General features: G+C 70.0%; 20 protein-coding genes and 2 pseudogenes. 17 read left to right on the top strand and 5 right to left on the bottom strand.

Features of this window, described 5'->3' with window-relative positions:
• Window positions 1-43 precede the first annotated feature (43 nt).
• Window positions 44-1,099, bottom strand: coding sequence for a GNAT family N-acetyltransferase (locus Q5716_RS09825; protein WP_305002895.1), 1,056 nt, complete (start codon window positions 1,097-1,099; stop codon window positions 44-46).
• A 111-nt stretch (window positions 1,100-1,210) separates the two neighbouring features.
• On the opposite strand from Q5716_RS09825, the gene smc reads away from it, so the two are divergent.
• From smc to Q5716_RS09810, 3 genes are read left to right on the top strand one after another with little or no spacing between them, the layout of a single operon-like run.
• Window positions 1,211-4,714, top strand: coding sequence for a chromosome segregation protein SMC (gene smc / locus Q5716_RS09820; RefSeq protein ID WP_305002894.1), 3,504 nt, complete (start codon window positions 1,211-1,213; stop codon window positions 4,712-4,714).
• Window positions 4,714-5,583, top strand: a complete 870-nt coding sequence (gene ftsY, locus Q5716_RS09815; protein ID WP_305002893.1) for a signal recognition particle-docking protein FtsY — start codon at window positions 4,714-4,716, stop codon at window positions 5,581-5,583. Before smc ends, ftsY begins: the two co-directional genes overlap by 1 nt.
• Window positions 5,584-5,624: 41 nt before the next feature.
• Window positions 5,625-6,059: a hypothetical protein gene (locus Q5716_RS09810; protein ID WP_305002892.1), complete on the top strand. Its 435-nt coding sequence runs from the start codon at window positions 5,625-5,627 to the stop codon at window positions 6,057-6,059.
• On the opposite strand, the gene Q5716_RS09805 is transcribed toward Q5716_RS09810, so the two are convergent.
• On the bottom strand, window positions 6,056-6,412 hold the full coding sequence (locus tag Q5716_RS09805) for a hypothetical protein (protein WP_305002891.1): 357 nt from the start codon (window positions 6,410-6,412) through the stop codon (window positions 6,056-6,058). The genes Q5716_RS09810 and Q5716_RS09805 overlap by 4 nt on opposite strands.
• 43 nt (window positions 6,413-6,455) lie before the next feature.
• Between Q5716_RS09805 and Q5716_RS09800 the strand changes: the two genes are divergently transcribed.
• Window positions 6,456-6,746, top strand: coding sequence for a hypothetical protein (locus tag Q5716_RS09800; RefSeq protein WP_305002890.1), 291 nt, complete (start codon window positions 6,456-6,458; stop codon window positions 6,744-6,746).
• Here the strand turns inward: Q5716_RS09800 and Q5716_RS09795 are convergent.
• Window positions 6,743-7,261, bottom strand: coding sequence for a gamma carbonic anhydrase family protein (locus Q5716_RS09795; RefSeq protein WP_305002889.1), 519 nt, complete (start codon window positions 7,259-7,261; stop codon window positions 6,743-6,745). The two genes, Q5716_RS09800 and Q5716_RS09795, sit on opposite strands and share 4 nt — an antisense overlap.
• A gap of 14 nt (window positions 7,262-7,275) precedes the next feature.
• Here Q5716_RS09795 and Q5716_RS09790 point away from each other — a divergent pair, with 14 nt between their 5' ends.
• The 12 genes and pseudogenes from Q5716_RS09790 to Q5716_RS09740 all read left to right on the top strand — a co-directional run bounded on the left by Q5716_RS09790 (window position 7,276) and on the right by Q5716_RS09740 (window position 15,819).
• Window positions 7,276-7,572 (top strand): hypothetical protein, encoded by a 297-nt coding sequence (locus Q5716_RS09790; protein ID WP_305002888.1) that lies wholly within the window; start codon window positions 7,276-7,278, stop codon window positions 7,570-7,572.
• Between the two features lie 38 nt (window positions 7,573-7,610).
• Window positions 7,611-9,167: a signal recognition particle protein gene (gene ffh, locus Q5716_RS09785; RefSeq protein ID WP_305002887.1), complete on the top strand. Its 1,557-nt coding sequence runs from the start codon at window positions 7,611-7,613 to the stop codon at window positions 9,165-9,167.
• Entirely contained in the window at window positions 9,164-9,970 is an 807-nt protein-coding gene (locus Q5716_RS09780) for an LLM class F420-dependent oxidoreductase (protein WP_305002886.1), read from the top strand. The genes ffh and Q5716_RS09780 overlap by 4 nt, the downstream gene beginning before the upstream one ends.
• A 36-nt stretch (window positions 9,971-10,006) precedes the next feature.
• Entirely contained in the window at window positions 10,007-10,798 is a 792-nt protein-coding gene (locus Q5716_RS09775; RefSeq protein WP_305002885.1) for an LLM class F420-dependent oxidoreductase, read from the top strand.
• Between the two features lie 78 nt (window positions 10,799-10,876).
• The gene (locus tag Q5716_RS09770) at window positions 10,877-11,782 is read left to right on the top strand and encodes a DMT family transporter (RefSeq protein ID WP_305002884.1); all 906 of its coding nucleotides are present in this window, start codon (window positions 10,877-10,879) and stop codon (window positions 11,780-11,782) included.
• Window positions 11,783-11,791: 9 nt separating this feature from the next.
• Window positions 11,792-12,361 (top strand): annotated as a pseudogene (locus tag Q5716_RS15955) (amidase family protein); the annotation flags it as partial.
• Between the two features lie 52 nt (window positions 12,362-12,413).
• Window positions 12,414-13,139, top strand: a pseudogene (locus Q5716_RS09765) (amidase family protein); the annotation flags it as partial.
• A gap of 169 nt (window positions 13,140-13,308) precedes the next feature.
• The gene (rpsP, locus tag Q5716_RS09760; protein WP_305002883.1) at window positions 13,309-13,848 is read left to right on the top strand and encodes a 30S ribosomal protein S16; all 540 of its coding nucleotides are present in this window, start codon (window positions 13,309-13,311) and stop codon (window positions 13,846-13,848) included.
• Window positions 13,849-13,850: 2 nt separating this feature from the next.
• Window positions 13,851-14,087 (top strand): RNA-binding protein, encoded by a 237-nt coding sequence (locus tag Q5716_RS09755; protein ID WP_305002882.1) that lies wholly within the window; start codon window positions 13,851-13,853, stop codon window positions 14,085-14,087.
• Window positions 14,088-14,089: 2 nt separating this feature from the next.
• Entirely contained in the window at window positions 14,090-14,647 is a 558-nt protein-coding gene (rimM, locus tag Q5716_RS09750) for a ribosome maturation factor RimM (protein WP_305002881.1), read from the top strand.
• A 36-nt stretch (window positions 14,648-14,683) separates the two neighbouring features.
• Window positions 14,684-15,367: a tRNA (guanosine(37)-N1)-methyltransferase TrmD gene (trmD, locus tag Q5716_RS09745; RefSeq protein WP_305002880.1), complete on the top strand. Its 684-nt coding sequence runs from the start codon at window positions 14,684-14,686 to the stop codon at window positions 15,365-15,367.
• Window positions 15,364-15,819 carry a hypothetical protein gene (locus tag Q5716_RS09740; RefSeq protein ID WP_305002879.1) on the top strand — a complete coding sequence of 152 codons (456 nt, stop codon included), beginning with the start codon at window positions 15,364-15,366 and terminating at the stop codon, window positions 15,817-15,819. Before trmD ends, Q5716_RS09740 begins: the two co-directional genes overlap by 4 nt.
• On the opposite strand, the gene map is transcribed toward Q5716_RS09740, so the two are convergent.
• Both map and Q5716_RS09730 read right to left on the bottom strand, forming a co-directional pair.
• A complete protein-coding gene (gene map, locus Q5716_RS09735) occupies window positions 15,796-16,563 on the bottom strand; it encodes a type I methionyl aminopeptidase (protein WP_305002878.1) in 768 nt (255 codons plus the stop codon). The two genes, Q5716_RS09740 and map, sit on opposite strands and share 24 nt — an antisense overlap.
• Entirely contained in the window at window positions 16,560-17,183 is a 624-nt protein-coding gene (locus Q5716_RS09730) for a TetR/AcrR family transcriptional regulator (RefSeq protein ID WP_305002877.1), read from the bottom strand. Before Q5716_RS09730 ends, map begins: the two co-directional genes overlap by 4 nt.
• Before the next feature lie 216 nt (window positions 17,184-17,399).
• On the opposite strand from Q5716_RS09730, the gene rplS reads away from it, so the two are divergent.
• Window positions 17,400-17,747, top strand: a complete 348-nt coding sequence (gene rplS, locus Q5716_RS09725; RefSeq protein WP_305002876.1) for a 50S ribosomal protein L19 — start codon at window positions 17,400-17,402, stop codon at window positions 17,745-17,747.
• Window positions 17,748-17,779: the final 32 nt, after the last annotated feature.

The following is a 17,779-nucleotide window of genomic DNA, read 5'->3' as shown; positions in this document are numbered from 1 at the left end:
GGATGATGGTACGCCTCTGCTGGACACTTGTACAGAAAGTGACCTAGAGGTCCTTCCGCCACGCCCCCTCGTGCGCGATCGGCACGAATCCGACCGCCTCGTTGACATCGAGCATGGGCCGGTTCTCCTCCGCGTTGAACGTGAGGACCGACGGATGCCCCGGCCGCTCCCGTTCGAGGTGGGCGAGGTTCGCCACCTTGAGGAGCATCCCGAGCCGGTGGCCGCGGTGCTCGCGGAGCACGAGTGTCGCGTACTGGTCTACGCAGCGCTCCCTCTGGGCGGGCACGGAGAGCACGGAGAAGCCGACGAGCCGACCCGTCGGCACGTGCTCGACGGCCGCCGTGAGTCGGGTACGAGGGCTCGCGAGGTCCCGCTCGTCCGCTTCGACGATACGCTCGACGGTCCACACGTCCTCGGGCTCCTCGAGGCCCGCGCTCGGGGCATCCGTGCTCATCCGCGTGCCGAGCAGCGCGAGGTCGGACCGCCAGCGCTCGGGCGTGCCGCCGATCCACGTGACGACGCGGTAGTCCGGCCCGCTCGCGGCACTGGCGTCGGCGACGAGGGCGTCGAGGCCGTCCACGGGCAGGCCCAGTCGGCTCACCCGCTCCACCTGTTCGAGAGAGTATCCGCGCGCGAGGAGGAATCGCGTGGCACGAGCATCCCGCGGCACCGAGCCGAACCCGGTGGGCGAGGCCAGCCGCTCCCCGCCTTTCTCGGTGGTGCCCGTGTAGGCGAGCAGCTTCGTGCGACCCTCGGATGCCGCGAGCTCCTCCACCGCGTCGGCGAGGGCGCGCCCGATACCGCGGCCCTCGAACTCCGGCAGCACGTTCACGCCGATCCACGCCGTATCGGTGTCCTCCGCGGCCTTCGTCTCGTACGACGCCCGACCGACGATCTCGCCGTCGACGCGGGCGAGCAGCAGGCGGTGAGGCGAGTGCCGGTCGCGCCAGTGCGGCAGCTCCTCCTCGGGGCGGTAGGCGATGTCGGCGGTGCCGTAGGCGATCGCCTCGACGGCATTGCCGATCTCGACGGCGCGGGCGAATTCGGCGCCCCCGGGCGCGTCGAGCGCGACGGGGATGGGCAGCTCGTCGATGAGCACGGCGTCCTCCTGGGTGTCGGCAGCCTTGTAGGCTACAACGCCGGCCCCGCCGCGCAGGTCACGATCTAGTACCGTTGACTATCCGCTCGCTTCCGACCTGAAGGGCCGCCTGTGTATCTGAAGAGCCTGACCCTCAAGGGGTTCAAGTCCTTCGCACAGCCGACGACCTTCGCGTTCGAACCGGGTGTGACGTGCGTCGTCGGGCCGAACGGCTCGGGCAAGTCCAATGTCGTGGATGCCCTGGCCTGGGTCATGGGCGAGCAGGGCGCGAAAACGCTCCGCGGCGGCAAGATGGAGGACGTCATCTTCGCGGGCACCGCGACGAAGGGCCCGCTCGGCCGCGCCGAGGTCATCCTCACCATCGACAACGCCGACGGCGCGCTGCCGATCGAGTACTCCGAGGTGACGATCAGCCGCACGCTGTTCCGCAACGGCGGCAGCGAGTACGCGATCAACGGCGAGCAGTGCCGTCTCCTTGACGTCCAGGAGCTGCTGAGCGACTCCGGCCTCGGCCGTGAGATGCACGTCATCGTCGGCCAGGGGCAGCTCGACGCCGTGCTGCACGCGACCCCCGAGGACCGCCGCGGGTTCATCGAGGAGGCGGCGGGCATCCTCAAGCACCGCCGCCGCAAGGAGAAGACCCTCCGCAAGCTCGACGCGATGCAGGCCAACCTCACGCGGTTGAGCGATCTCGCGGGCGAGATCCGCCGCCAGCTCAAGCCGCTCGGCCAGCAGGCCGAGATCGCCAAGGAGGCCGCATCCATCGCCTCCATCGTGCGGGATGCCCGCGCCCGGCTCCTCGCGGACGAGGTGGTCGAGCTGCGCGCGCAGATCACCGACTTCTCGCGCTCGGAGTCGGAGCGCAAGACCGAGCGCATCGTGCTGCAGGAGCAGCTCGACCAGGCGAAGCTCCGGGAGGGCCGACTCGAGCAGGCGCAGGTGGGCGACGCCGTCGACCTCGCCCGCCGCACCGCGTTCGGACTCGAGAGCGCCCAGGAGCGCCTGCGCAGCCTGTTCACGCTCGCCAACCAGCGGCTCGCGCTGCTCAGCCAGCAGGCAGAGGGGCCCACTGTGGGATCGACGATCAGCCAGGCGAGCGTGCAGGAGGCCCTCGACGAGGCCGAACGGCTCGCCGCGGGCGTCGCCGACGCCGAGGAGGCGGTCGGCACGGCGGCGGCGGCGACCGCGACCGCGAAGGCGTCCCTCGACTCCCTCGACGAGGAGATCTCGGCGCAGAGCGCGCTCGTCTCGAAGCACGAGCTCGAGCTCGCCGGCCTTGCCGCTCGCGTCGACGTCGCTCGCTCGACGCTCGCGGCCGCGCGCGGCGAGCTGCTGCGGCAGCAGAACGCGCTGGAGGCCGCCGAGCAGCGGCGCGATTCGACCCGCACGGAGTTCGTGGCCCTCGAGGCCGAGGCTGCGACGACGTCGGAGGGCGACGGCTCGCTCGACGCGGCGTACGAGGCTGCCGAGGCCGTGGTGGCTGGGCTCCAAGCCGACATCGAGCAGCTCCGCGACGATCTGCACGCCGCCGAGCGCGAGCGCGACGCCCTGGCCGCTCGCAGCTCGGCGCTCTCCCTCGCCGTCGACCAGAAGGACGGCTCGAGCGCCCTCGTCGGTGCGAAGCTCTCGGGCATCCGCGGTCTCGTCGCCGAGCACGTCAAGATCGAGCCGGGCTTCGAGGCCGCCATCGCCGCGGCCCTCGGCTCGCTCGCCGACGCCGTGCTCGCCGACACGCAGGATGCCGCGTTCGACGCGCTCTCGCACTCCGCCGACAAGGACTTCGGCCGCGTCGAGGTCGTCGTGGCGGAGGCCTCGGCTCCCGCCGCACCGGGGTTCAGCGCCCCGGGCATCCGCTCCGCCGCCGACGTCGTGACCGCACCCGGGGGAGTGCTCGGCCTCCTCGCCTCCGTCCTCGTCGCCGACGACCTCGCCGCCGCCCGGGCCGCGTGGTCGAGCGCACCCGAGACTGCGACCTTCGTGACGAAGCAGGGCGACGTGCTCACCCGCTACGTGCTGCGGGGCGGGTCGGGCGCGAAGCGCTCCCGACTGGAGCTCGTCGCCGAGCGCGACGCGGCAGCAGCCAAGCTCGCCACCGTGACCACCCAGATCGAGCGCACCCGCTTCGCGCTCGCCGAGAAGCGCGGGGCCCTCGAGACGGCGAAGACGGATGCCGCGACGGCCCTCGAGGCGCTGCGCGAGTACGACGCCCAGCTCGCCGCCCAGTCCGAGCAGCTCGGCCGGTACCGCATCCAGCTCGAGGCCGCCCAGGCGGAGTGGGAGCGCCTCTCGCAGTCGCTCGAGACCACGACGGAGGCGGTGCGCGACGCCGAGGCGGAAGTCGAGCGCGCTAAGGCCGCCCACGACGAGTACGAGGCGATGCCCCGCCCGATGCTGGATGTCTCGGCTCGCGATGGGGTGCTCGCCGAGGTCGAGTCGGCGCGCGCCGCCGAGCTCGAGCTGCGCATCCAGCTGGAGACCATTCGCGAGCGCGTGCGCGCCGAGCGAGCGCGCGCCGACCAGCTCGCCGCCCAGCTCGTCGCCGAGCGGGAGGCCGCCGAGGAGCAGGCGCGACTCGCCGTCATCCGGCAGCGGCAGATCGCGGCCGCGAACGAGGTGATCGCCGCCCTGCCCGCGGTGCTGGATGCCGTCGACCGCTCGGTCTCGCAGGCGCGCCTGGAGCTCGCGGCCGCGGAGGCCGAGCGCAGCGCTCAGAACGAGGAGCTCGCGGCGCTGCGCCGCGAGGAGACGGCCCTCCGCGAGCGACTGGCGGCGATCAGCGAGAACGTCCACGGCCTCGAGATGCAGATCTATGAGAAGAAGCTGCACCTGTCGACGCTCCTGGAGCGCGCGGGGGAGGAGCTCGGTCTCGTCGAGGACGTGCTCGTGGCCGAGTACGGCCCCGCGGTGCCCGTGCCGGTGCCGGACTCCGACGAACCGGTGGCGTTCAACCGCGCCGAGCAGCAGGCGCGCCTGGCGTCCGCCGAGCGCAAGCTCGCGCAGCTCGGTCGCGTCAACCCGCTCGCCCTCGAGGAGTTCGACGCGCTCGAGCAGCGCCACAAGTTCCTCACCGAGCAGCTCACCGACCTCACGAACACCCGCAAGGACCTGCTGACGATCATCGAGGAGCTCGACGAGAAGATGCAGGACATCTTCTCGAGCGCGTTCGACGACACGAAGGCGGCCTTCAACCGGGTGTTCCCGATCCTCTTCCCCGGCGGCACGGGGAGCATCCACCTCACCGACCCGGAGAACATGCTCACGACCGGCATCGAGGTCACGGTGAAGCCGGCGGGCAAGAAGATCGAACGGCTGTCGCTGCTCTCGGGCGGGGAGCGCTCGCTCGCCGCGGTCGCCCTGCTCATCGCGATCTTCAAGGCGCGCCCCAGCCCGTTCTACATCATGGACGAGGTCGAGGCAGCGCTCGACGACGCCAACCTGGGCCGGCTCCTCACGATCTTCGAGGACTTGCGGGAGTCGTCCCAGCTCATCGTCATCACGCACCAGAAGCGCACGATGGAGATCGCCGACGCGCTCTACGGCGTCTCGATGCGTCAGGACGGCGTGAGCGCCGTCGTCGGGCAGCGCGTGGGCGACGGCAAGCGGGAGGCGAGCTGATGGCACCGAGCTGGTCGCTCTCCGGAGCGCTCAAGGGCATGTTCTCGCGGGCCACGATCGACGAGTCGACGTGGGAGGACCTCGAGGACGCGCTCCTCGCGGCCGACTTCGGCCCCGACATCGCCGACGCCGTCGTCGAGGAGCTGCGCGCGAACGTCGCAAAATACCGCACGACCGACCCCGCCGACCTGAAGCGGATGCTCCGCGAGAGCCTCGAGGAGCGGCTCGCGAAGCTCGACCCCACGCTGCGCCTCACCGCCCGCCCCGCCGTCGTGCTCGTCGTCGGCGTGAACGGCGTCGGCAAGACGACGACGATCGGCAAGTTCGCGCGGTTCCTCGTCGGCTACGGTCGCTCGGTCGTGGTCGGCGCGGCGGACACCTTCCGCGCTGCGGCCGTCGAACAGCTCGCGACGTGGGCGGAGCGCGGCGGAGCCGAGATCGTACGACCGCAGCAGCAGGGCCAGGACCCCGCATCCGTCGCCTTTCAGACGGTCGAACGGGCTCAGCGCGAGGGCATCGACATCGCGATCATCGACACGGCGGGGCGCCTCCAGACCAAGAGCGGCCTCATGGACGAGCTCTCGAAGATCCGCCGCGTCATCGAGAAGCAGACCGAGATCGCCGAAGTGCTGCTCGTTCTCGATGCGACCACGGGCCAGAACGGACTGGCTCAGGCGGAGGCCTTCATCGAGCACGCCGGTGTGACGGGTCTCGTGCTCACCAAGCTCGACGGCTCGGCGAAGGGCGGCTTCGTGCTCGCTGTGCAGGAGAAGACCGGCATCCCGATCAAGCTCGTCGGCCAGGGCGAGGGAATCGGAGACCTCACGGGGTTCACCCCGCACGTGTTCGTTCAGGGGCTCGTCGGCTGATTCTGGCGTCGTGACCCCCAAACGGGTGTCAAGATGGGGGCATGATTATTTGGTCCCGCTGGGGAACCCTCGTCCTGCTGTTCGTCGGCCTCGGAGTGCTGCTCGGCTTCGGTATCGCCGGTGTGACGGGGCTCGTGGCGTCGAGCGGTCCGATCAACGGAGTGTTCGTGGGCATCGGCCTCGTGCTGAGCGCGGCCCTCTTGTGGGTGTTCACTCGGTTCGTGGTCGGCACGTACATCGACAAGCCCCGCCCCGCGGTCATGTACGAGAAGCTCGCCGAGCCGGTGCGAGACGAGGCGGGTGCGGTGCGCACCCACCGCGTCATCCCGGTGCTGCACCCGGAGACCGGTCAGCAGGTCTGGACCAACCCCGTCTCGACGTTCTTCTTCGTCCCCCTGAGGTATTGGCCGTTCGTCCTCGGAGCCATCGGCGTGCTGATCTTCGTGATCAACCTCGTGGTGGTTCTGACGCGTTAGGCGAGCGGGGTCAGCGGCCGCAGCGTCTCGGGCATCGGGAACGGCAGCGGGAAGTAGACCTGGGGGATGCCCACCGCACCGAAGTCGTCCTGCTTGGCGACGATGCGCGTCGGTGAGACCTCGGCGAGGCGCACGCGAAGCCACTCACCCGAGTCGAGGCGAAGCTCGTACAGGTCGGCGAGGTAGCCGATGCCGATCGAGTCGAGCGTCTCCTCGGCGGTGAGCCAGTCGACGGCGTCGGTCCGATCGCGGCCGAGGAGGTCGATCACCACGAAGCCGTCGCCCTCCGGTCGCATCCATCCGAGGAGTTCGCCGTCGCCGCCGCGGCGGTGCTCGATCCACGCAGGGTCCATGCCGAGGATTCTACGGATGCCCGCGCACCACTACGGTGGTGCCATGAACGCACGCCGTGGTGTCATCCCCCTGCTCGCCGCCGTGGTCGGCGTCGGCCTCATGGCCTGGTCCTTCGCGACCGGCGTCTCCGCTGCGCTTGACGGGTCGGGCGCCGGCTCGCTGGTTTACCAGGTGATCTTCATCGCCGCGGCCGTGCTCGTGCTCGCGTCGCTCGTGATCGCCGTGATCAACCTCGTGCGCGGCGACTCGCGCCCGCTCGCGATCATCACGATTCTCGTGGCGTTCGCGCCCTTGATCGCGGTCATCGTGCTCTCGGTGCAGGCCAGATCCTAGAGCGTCGCCTCCGCGTGTGCGGCCGCGGTCGCGAGGTAGCGCTGCGCGTTGTCGCGGATGCCCGCCTGCTCCTCCGCGGTGAGCTCGCGCCGCACCTTCGCCGGTACTCCGGCGACGAGTGACCCCGGCGGCACGACCGTGCCCTCGAGCACGACCGCACCGGCGGCGACGAGCGATCCCGCTCCGATGATCGCGCCGTTGAGCACGGTCGAGCCCATGCCGATGAGGCAGTCGTCCTCGACGGTGCACCCGTGGAGGATCGCGCCGTGACCGACGCTGATGCGCGCCCCGAGTCGCGCCGGCACTCCCGCATCGCAGTGGATGACGACGTTGTCCTGGATGTTCGTGCCCTCGCCCACGTCGATCGAGTCGACGTCCGCGCGCAGCACCGCGCCGTAGAACACACTCGCGCGATGACCGAGCGTCACCGCCCCGACGAGCGTCGCAGTCGGGGCCACGAAGGCGGAGTCGGGCACGAGGGGGGAGGAGCCGCCGAGCGGCACGAGGAGGGCCATGGCACAATCACACCATGAGCCCCACTCCGCCCGCACCCGGAGCCGCGACCACGCGGCAGTTCCTGCTTGCGGCGCTCGCCGAGGGCGCGCTCCTGCTCTCGATCGTGCTGCTCGAGTTCCTGCCGGCGGAGCTGCCCTTCCTGGTGGTCTCGGCGGCGCTCTTCGCGGTCGGCCTGGTCCTTGCCGTCTCCACGATCTACCGTGCGGTCCGGCTCATGGTCGATCCCGCCACGCGGTCGGTCGCCTACCTCTCGATCGCCCTCGTCGTCGGCGGGCCGATCGTGCTCTGGGCCGTCCTCCAGCTGAACTGAGGCACCGCACGGCGGGGCTCGGTTAAGCTGAGTGCACCATGGCCATGTTCGGAACCCTCACGGATCGCCTCGCCGATACCTTCAAGAACCTCCGCGGCAAGGGCAAGCTCAGCCCCGCCGACGTCGACGGCACCGTCCGCGAGATCCGCCGCGCACTCCTCGACGCGGACGTTGCGCTCGAGGTCGTCAAGGACTTCACCGGTCGCGTCCGGGAGCGCGCCCTCGGCGACGAGGTCAACAAGGCGCTCAACCCCGCCCAGCAGGTCGTGCAGATCGTCAACGAGGAGCTCGTCACGATCCTCGGCGGACAGCAGCGGCGGCTGGAGTTCGCCAAGCAGCCGCCGACGATCATCATGCTCGCCGGCCTCCAGGGCGCGGGTAAGACGACGCTCGCCGGCAAGCTCGCCAAGTGGCTGCGCTCCGAGGGCCACACTCCCGTCCTCGTCGCGGCCGACCTCCAGCGCCCGAACGCGGTGACCCAGCTCCAGGTCGTCGGCGAGCAGGCGGGCGTCCCCGTCTTCGCCCCCGAGCCGGGAAACGGCACGGGCGATCCCGTGAAGGTCGCCAAGGAGGCCGTCAAGCACGCGAAGTCGAAGCAGTACGACGTCGTCATCGTCGACACCGCCGGCCGCCTGGGTGTGGATGCCGAGCTCATGAAGCAGGCGTCGAACATCCGCAAGGCCATCGACCCCGACGAGGTGCTCTTCGTCATCGACGCCATGATCGGTCAGGACGCCATCCAGACGGCTCGCGCCTTCCAGGAGGGCGTAGACTTCACGGGCGTCGTGCTCTCCAAGCTCGACGGAGACGCGCGCGGCGGTGCCGCGCTGTCCGTGGCATCCGTCACCGGTCGCCCGATCATGTTCGCGTCGACGGGGGAGGGCCTCGACGACTTCGAGCAGTTCCACCCGGACCGCATGGCGAGCCGCATCCTCGACCTCGGCGACATCCTCACCCTCATCGAGCAGGCGCAGAAGGCCTTCGACGAGGAGGAGGCTCGCAAGACCGCCGAGAAGTTCGCGACGGACTCCTTCACGCTCGAGGACTTCCTCGCGCAGATGCAGCAGCTCAAGAACATGGGCTCCATCAAGGGGATGCTCGGAATGCTGCCCGGTGCGAAGGGCATGCGCGAGCAGCTCGACAACTTCGACGAGAGCGAGATCACCCGCACCGAGGCCATCATCCAGTCGATGACGGTCCAGGAGCGCCGGCAGCCCAAGGTGCTCAACGGCTCGCGCCGACTGCGTATCGCCAAGGGGTCGGGTACGACCGTGACCGAGGTCAACGCCCTTGTGAACCGCTTCGAGCAGGCCGCGAAGATGATGAAGACCGTCGCGAAGGGCGGCACGCCGCAGATTCCCGGCATGGGACCGATTCCCGGTCAGCGCTTCGGCGGTGGATCGTCGAAGAAGAAGGGCAAGACCTCCCGGTCGGGCAACCCCGCGAAGCGGGCGGCGGAGAACGCGGCGCTCGCCGCCGGCAAGTCGCTCACGCCGAGTGCCCCTGCCGGGTCGGGCTTCGGGCTCGGCTCGAAGGCGGGCGGCCCGAGCGAGGAGGAGCTCGCGAGCCTGCAGAAGTTCCTCGGCCGGGGATGACCGGGCGCCCCATCAGGGTGGGGGTGCAGCTCGCTCCCCAGCACGCGACGGTGCCGCAGCTGCGCGATGCGGCGCTGCGCGCTGAAGAACTCGGCGTCGACCTCCTGCTGGGCTGGGACCACTTCTTCCCCCTCACGGGCGATCCCGACGACGCGCACTTCGAGGGTTGGATGCTCCTCGCTGCGCTCGCCGAGGCCACGAGCCGGGTCGAGCTCGGGCCGCTCGTCTCGAGCGCCCCGTTCCGCAACCCCGATCTCGTCGCCGACATGGCGCGCACGATCGACCACATCAGCTCCGGGTCATCCGGCCGCGGTCGCTTCCTGCTCGGCCTCGGCTCGGGCTGGTTCGAGCGAGACTTCACCGAGTACGGCTTCGAGTTCGGCACGCCCGGGTCCCGGCTCGACGTGCTCGCCGACGCTCTTCCGAGGATCCGGAACCGCTGGGCCGCCCTGAACCCGGCGCCGACGCGCAGCATCCCGATCCTCATCGGAGGCGCCGGGGAGCGCAAGACGCTGCGCCTCGTCGCCCGGTATGCCGACATCTGGCACACGTTCGTGCCGCCCGCCGAGCTCCCGCACAAGCTCGGGGTGCTCCGTGCGTGGTGCGAGGAGGCGGGCCGGGACATCGGCGAGATCGAGATCTCGTCGGGCACGAGCGTGCGGTCGCTCGGCAGCCTCGACCGTTCCGTGCTCGACGAGCAGCTCTCCCTCGGGGTGACGACCTTCATCGCCGCCGTCGACGGGCCCGACTATGATCTGGGCCCGATCCGAGACCTCCTGCGCTGGCGCGACAGCCTGGCGTGACGGATTCCCCCCGCGAGCCGGAGTAGCGTGGAGGGGATGACTCGATCGATTCGCCTGGGCATCCAGGTCCAGCCTCAGCACGCCACCTACCAGCACATCCGGGAGACCGTCGTCGAGCTCGAGCAGCTCGGTGTCGACATCCTCTTCAACTGGGACCACTTCTACCCGCTCTCGGGCGAGCCAGACGGACTCCACTTCGAGGCCTGGACGGAGCTCGCGTCGTGGGCCGAGCTCACGAGCCGCGTCGAGCTCGGCAGCCTCGTGAACTGCAACAGCTACCGCAACCCCGACCTGCAGGCGGACATGGCCCGCACGATCGACCACATCAGCGCCGGGTCGACCGGGACGGGCCGGTTCATCTTCGGCACGGGCTCGGGATGGTTCGAGCGCGACTACGACGAGTACGGCTACGAGTTCGGCACCGCAGGCTCCCGCCTCGACGCGCTCGCGGCTGCTCTGCCGCGAATCGAGGAGCGCTGGACCAAGCTCAACCCCGCACCGACGCGGGACATCCCGGTCCTGATCGGCGGCTCGGGGGAGAAGAAGACCCTGCGCATCGTCGCCCAGCACGCCGACATCTGGCACAGCTTCGTCTCGCCGGAGGACCTGCCGCGCAAGCTCGAGATCCTCGCCGAGCACGGCGAGGCCGTCGGCCGCGACGTGAGCGAGATCGAGCTCTCCAACGAGCTTCGCAATCGCGACGAGTCGGTGGCCGACGCGCTGCTCGATGCAGGCGTGACCCTCTTCACGTTGGGCATCAGCGGCCCCGAGTACGATCTCGAGACGGTCAAGCACTGGATCCGCTGGCGCGACTCGCGCAACGCCTGACCGCCAACTTTCGGCGGCATTCGGACAACGAGTCCGGATGCCGCCGCTCTCGTCGGCGGGCGGCACTAGCGTGAGCGCATGACCACCAGCACCGCCCCCGCCCGGGTGACCCCGATCGTGCTCGTCGCCATCGCCGTGACGATCGTCGCGTGGGCGAGCGCCTTCATCGTGATCCGCGGCACCGCGGGCCACTTCTCCGGGGGCGCGCTCGCGCTCGGCCGACTTGCGGTGGGCACCCTCCTGCTCGGCATCGTCGTGCTGCTCGGGCGGCGATGGGTGTGGCCCAATCGCACGGAGTGGCTGCAGCTCCTCGGCTTCGGCGTGCTGTGGTTCGGCGCGTACAACGTCGCCCTGAACATCGCCGAGCAGACGATCGACGCAGGCACGACGGCGATGATCGTCAACATCGGCCCGATCCTGATCGCCCTGGGGGCAGCGGTGTTCCTGAGGGAGGGGCTCTCGACGTGGCTGGCGATCGGCGCCGCGGTGGCATTCGTCGGCGTCATCCTCATCGGCGTCGCCACGGGCGGCACCTCGTTCACCGATCCCGGCGTCCTGTGGGCGCTCGTGGCCGCCGTGACGTATGCGGCGGGCGTGCTGCTGCAGAAGCCGACGCTGCGCCGCTTGCCGAACGCCCAGGTGACATGGATGGGCTGCGCGATCGGGTTCCTCGTGTGCCTGCCGTTCACCGCCGACCTCGTCCGCGACGTGCAATCGGCGCCGCCGAGCGCGCTCCTCGGCGTGGTGTACCTGGGGGCGATCCCGACGGCCCTCGCCTTCAGCACGTGGGCGTTCGCGCTCTCCCGGATGCCCGCCGGCCAGCTGGGCGTGTCGACGTACATCGTCCCGCCCCTCGCGATCGTCATGGGCCTGCTCTTCTTCGCGGAGGTGCCCGCACCGCTTGCCATCCTCGGCGGAGCGGTGTGCCTTCTCGGTGTCGCCCTCTCGCGCCGGAAGCCCCGCACGAAGGCGACCACCGCGTAGCATCGCTCCATGGAGCGCACTGCCGTCGAGATCGCCGCTGACGTCCGGTCCGGCGCGAGCTCGGCGCTCGCCGAGACGCGAGCGGCACTCGAGCGGATCTCCGGCGACGACGTGGGCGCGTTCCAGATCGTGCGATCGGAGCACGCCCTGGCCGAGGCGGCCGGCGTCGATGCGCGGGGCGATCGAGCCGTCCTCCCGCTCGCGGGCGTGCCGGTGGCGGTCAAGGACAACATCCCCGTCTCCGGCGAGCCGCTCCGGGACGGGTCGGCGGCGACCGACGCCACCCCGCAGGCGCGGGACCACGAGGTGGTCGCCCGGCTGCGCGCAGCCGGAGCCGTCGTCGTCGGCATCACGAAGGTCCCCGAGCTGTGCGTCTTCGGCGCGACCGACTCGGTCTACGGCATCACGCGCAACCCCTGGAACCGCGACCGCACCGCGGGGGGATCGTCAGGAGGGTCCGCCGCCGCTGTCGCGTCGGGTCTCGTGCCGATAGCCCACGGCAACGACGGGATGGGCTCCATCCGCATCCCCGCGGCGAACTGCGGGCTCGTGGGTCTCAAGCCGGGCTCCGGTCTCGTGCCGCAGGACATCGGCGTCGACGCCTGGTTCGGCATGAGAGAACGGCCCGCTCGCGACGACCGTGGCGGATGCCGCACTCATGCTCTCCGTGCTGGCCGGGCGCGCGGCTCTCGCCGATGTCCGCGAGCCGGACCGACCGCTGCGCATCGCGGTCGCCCCGGGAGCCGCATCCCCGCTCGCCCCTGTAGATCCCGAGTGGGTGCGGGGCCTCCGCGAGACGGCCGACGCACTGTCGAACGCGGGGCACTCGGTGACCGAGGCCGTCTTCCCGTACCCGTCCAATCCGATCCCCCTCCTCGCCCGGTGGTTCGCCGGCACCGAGACGGATGCGGCGCTCCTCGACCGCCGCCGCCTCGAGCCGCGCATCCGCACCCACGCGCGCTGGGGTCGCGTGCTCGCCCGGGCGGCGCGCGACCCGCGGCCGGTGGACGCGTTCCGCGCGGCGACGACGGCATTCTTCGAGCGGTTCGATGTGCTCGTCACGCCGTCGCTCGCGCAGCCGGGCATCCCGGCCATCGACTGGCACCGCGAGAGCTGGTTCGCGAACATGAGGGCCAACATCCGCTACGCCCCGTTCGCGTCGCCGTGGAACCTGCTCGGCTGGCCGGCCGCGAGCGTCCCCGCGGGGTGGCACGCCGCCGCCCGCGTCCCGCTCGGCGTGCAGCTCGTGGCGCCGCCGCGACCGGACGGAGCCGGCGAGGCACTCCTGCTCTCGCTCGCCGCCCAGCTCGAGCGGCTGCGCCCGTGGCCGCGCGTCGCCCCCGGGCGCGATCGGTGAGACCAGGATTCCCGCTCTCGGGCAAAACCGTGGCAGAATAGCCAGTCGAGTCCTCTGCCGCCCGACCCTCTAATCAGGCGCGCGAGAGGATCCATCAGAGCTTTCGACGCCGAGTGTGCCCCCACGCCCACGGCTCTCGAGCACGACATCCCTCTAATTCTGGAGAATTGTGGCTGTAAAGATTCGTTTGAAGCGCCTCGGCAAGATCCGTGCGCCCTACTACCGCATCGTCGTCGCGGACTCGCGCACCAAGCGCGATGGCCGTTCGATCGAGGAGATCGGCAAGTACCACCCCACCGAGGAGCCCTCGCTCATCGAGATCGACTCCGAGCGCGCGCAGTACTGGCTGAGCGTCGGCGCCCAGCCGTCGCCGCAGGTCGAGGCGCTCCTGAAGCTCACCGGTGACTGGGGCAAGTTCAAGGGCGACAAGAACGCGGTCAGCACCGTGAAGACGGCGGAGGCCAAGGCCGAGTTCGTCGCGGACGAGAAGAAGAAGCCCGTCCTCAAGCCGAAGGCCGAGAAGAAGGCCGAGCCCGTCGCCGAGGAGACCGAGGTCGCCGAGGTCGAGGCCCCCGTGAGCGATGGCGCCGCCGAGGAGGCCCCCGCCCCCGAGGCCGCCGATGAGGCGCCCGCTGTCGGCGACGAGACCGAGGCGGCGGCGGATGCTGCTGCTGAGGAGCCCGCGGCCGACGACGCCGACAAGGCCTGACCTTGCTCGCTCCCGCTCTTGAGCACCTCGTGAAGGGGATCGTCGATCACCCGGACGAGGTGCGGGTCTCCGCGAAGAACTCCCCGCGTGGTGATGTCCTCGAGGTGCGCGTGCACCCCGATGACCTCGGCCGCGTGATCGGGCGTGCCGGCCGCACGGCGAAGGCACTCCGCACCCTGGTCGCGGCGCTCGCCGACGGCCGTCGGGTGCGTGTCGACGTCGTCGACACCGACCAGTAGCGGTGGCCGCCAAGAAGGCTGCCGGCACCCAGCTCCGGGTGGGGCGATTGACGAAGGCCCATGGGCTCAAGGGCGCGATCAAACTCGAGCTGTACACGGACGCCCCGGAACGACGCTTCGTTCCGGGCGCCGTGTTCACTCTCCAGGTTCCGACGTCGTCGCCCTGGCACGGTAAGACTCTCGAGCTCGCCGAACTCAAGTGGTTCAACAGCCACCCCGTCGCGTTCTTCAAGGACGTCGACGACCGCACGACCGCGGAGACCCTGATCAAGGCCATCCTGTGGATCGAGCAGGACCCCGCGGAGGCGCCCGAAGAGGACGCGTGGTTCGACCACCAGCTCGTGGGCCTCTCGGTGCTCCGTGACGGTCAGAGCGTCGGCACCGTCGCCCGAGTCGAGCACCTGCCAGCGCAGGACCTCCTCGCTGTCACGACCCCCAACGGCGAGATCCTCGTCCCGTTCGTGAAGGCCATCGTGCCGACCGTGGACATCGCCGCGGGCACGCTGACGGTGACTCCGCCGCTCGGTCTCTTCGAGGACCTGCCCGACGACGAGGTGTGACCCGCGGTGCGCGCCTCAGCCGTCTACGCTGGTCGGGTGCGCATCGACATCGTGACGATCTTCCCCGAGTTCTTCGGGGTGCTGGACGTCTCGCTGCTGGGCAAGGCGCGCGATCGCGGCCTCATCGACATCGCCGTCCATGACCTTCGCGACTACACGCACGACAGGCACCGCACGGTCGATGACACCCCCTACGGCGGTGGTGCCGGCATGGTGATGAGACCGGAGCCGTGGGGCGAGGCTCTCGACGAGGTGCTCACCCCGGAGTCCGTCCTCATCGTGCCGAGCCCGGCGGGGGAGCGCTTCACGCAGGCGATCGCCCGTGAGCTCTCGACGGAGGCGCGGCTCGTGTTCGCGTGCGGTCGGTACGAGGGCATCGACCAGCGCGTCGTGGACTACGCGTCATCCGTCGCCCGCGTGCGCGAGCTGAGCCTCGGCGACTACGTCCTCAACGGCGGGGAAGTAGCGGCCATGGCCGTGATCGAGGCCGTAGGTCGGCTCGTGCCCGGTGTCGTCGGCAATCCGGAGAGTCTCGACGAGGAGAGCCACGAGGGCGGCCTGCTCGAGTATCCGAGCTACACGAAGCCGGCCGAGTGGCGGGGGATGCCCGTGCCCCCGATTCTCCTGAGCGGCAACCACGGCGCGATCGCCTCCTGGCGCTACGAGCAGCAGCTCGAGCGCACCCGCCGTGTTCGGCCCGATCTCCTGGGGGACTCGTGACTCGATTCTGGCTCTGGGTGCAGCCGGCGCTCGCCGTCGTGCTGCTCGCTCACATCGTCTACACGCTCGTCGCGTTCGCCTGGCCGGATTTCCCGGGCAGCTTCGTCTCGATCCAGTTCGTCGTCGACGGGGCGTTCGTGCTCCCGGGCCTCGTCATCTCGCTCGCCGTGAACCAGGCGATCCTGATGTTCCGCAAGCCCCGCGTCGTGACGCGGACCGAGGCGATCATGATCGGCATCCTCGTCGCCATCGTCGCGGCGCTCATCGGCACGTCGTTCGCGGAGGATGCGATCGTCGCCGGGCTGTTCCTCTGGCCCGTTCTCATCCTCTTCGCGATCGCCGTGACCATCGTGCTGGGCGTGACGAGCGCCCGACTCGCCCGTGCCGCCTCACCGCAGGGGACTGCGGACGACGCGGAGATGGACGAGCTATTCGCGGGCGGAGAGGACTAGCGGCCCGTCCTCGGTGACCGCGACGGTGTGCTCGAAGTGGGCGGCGCGCGACCCGTCGTCGCTGCGCAGCGTCCAGCCGTCGGCATCGGTGTAGATCTTCTTCGTGCCGAGCATGAACCACGGCTCGATCGCGAACACGAGTCCGGCCTGAAGCGGGAACCCGCGCTTCGGCTTGCCGTCATTGGGCACGTGGAGGTCGCCGTGCATGACGCGGCCGACGCTGTGACCGCCGAAGTCGAGGTTGACCTTGAGCCCGGCCTTACGGGCCACGGCGCCGATGGCGGCCGAGACATCCCCCATTCGATTGCCGACCACGGCCGCCGCGATCCCGGCATCGAGGGCGCGGGAGGTGACCTCGATGAGTCGCTCGTCCTGCGGGCGCGGCGTGCCGACGATGATCGTGACGGCCGAGTCGGAGACCCAGCCGTCGACGGACGCGGCGAAGTCGAGGCTCAGAACGTCGCCGTCCTGCAGTCGGTAGTCGTGCGGCAGTCCGTGGAGGGCCGCGTCGTTCACGGAGGTGCAGATGACCTTGCCGAACGGAGAGCCGCCGAAGGACGGGTGGTAGTCGATGTAGCAGCTCTCCGCCCCGCGCTCACGGATCATGTCGTGAGCGAGGGCGTCGAGTTCGAGAAGATTGACGCCGACCGCGGATGCCGCGGCCGTCGCCGTGAGCACACTGCCGACGAACTCGCCGGCGACCCGCATCTTCTCGAGCTCGGCGGGAGTGCGCAGCTCGATCACGACGCGGAGTGCTGGGAGAGGAAGTCGGCGACGATCTCGCGGAGGCGTGCGATGTAGCGCTCGTCGCCCGCTGCGTCGTACCGGAACGCGCGGTGCAGGAGTGCGTCGCCGATCTCGACGAGCACCTCGATGTCGAATGCGAGCTCGTCGGAGGGACTGAGCTCGTAGCGCGTCACCAGGAGATCGGTGAAGAGCTTCGACAGGGCCGAGGTCGCTCCCGGGTTCTCTCGGATGAAGCGGTCGTCGATCACGTCGCCGAAGCGAAGCGCCCGGAAGCCGGGCTCGGTACGGGCGAGTTCGAGGTAGGCGTCCACGACTCCGTTCATCGCGCCCAGCGCATCCGCGGCGCTCGCGGGGAGCAGCTCGTGGAGCCGGGTGGTGAAGCGGTCGAGGTTGCGTGCGGCGAGCGCCTTGAGGAGCGACTGGATGTTGGGGAAGTAGCGGTAGACCACGCCTACCGAGGAGCCCGATCGGGTCGCGACGTCGCTCGTGGTGAGGCCGTCGATGCCGTTCTGGTCGATGAGCTCGGCCGCGGCATCCAGGAGGCTGGTGATGCGCTCGGCACTGCGCTGCTGCACAGGCTCGGCGCGGACGGACAGGGCGGTGGCGGGGAGATTCATACGGGAGTGAACTTTCTGGTCGTACCCCCGACGATAGTGCTCGGCCATATGAGCCGGCTGAGTGGCACGCCGAGCATCATCTGTGAGAGAATTCTCGATCGTGTCCTGTTCCGGCTCTGCCACAGGGGTTCCGGCAGTCTATGTGACACACCTCCACCTTTTCTGAACTTATCAACACCGCGGTCGACCTGTGGCGGGCGCAGAGAGCGAACAACCATGCACATCCTTGACAGCGTTGACGCAGCGTCCCTCAAGGACAACATCCCCGATTTCCGTGCCGGTGACACCGTCAAGGTGCACGTGAACATCATCGAAGGCTCGCGCTCGCGCATCCAGGTCTTCCAGGGCGTCGTCATCGGCCGCTCCGGCGAGGGCGTCCGCGAGACCTTCACGGTCCGCAAGGTGAGCTTCCAGGTCGGCGTCGAGCGCACCTTCCCGGTGCACTCCCCGGTCATCGACCACATCGAGGTCGTCACCCGCGGTGACGTCCGCCGTGCCAAGCTCTACTACCTCCGCAACCTGCGCGGAAAGAAGGCGAAGATCAAGGAGAAGCGCGACTTCTAAGCGCCTCCCGCGTGTCAACTTTCCTGGGCTCC

It is taken from the genome of Antiquaquibacter soli, assembly GCF_030580675.1.
Lineage (GTDB): Bacteria > Actinomycetota > Actinomycetes > Actinomycetales > Microbacteriaceae > Rhodoglobus > Rhodoglobus soli.
This window is presented reverse-complemented; position numbering and strand designations above follow the sequence as displayed.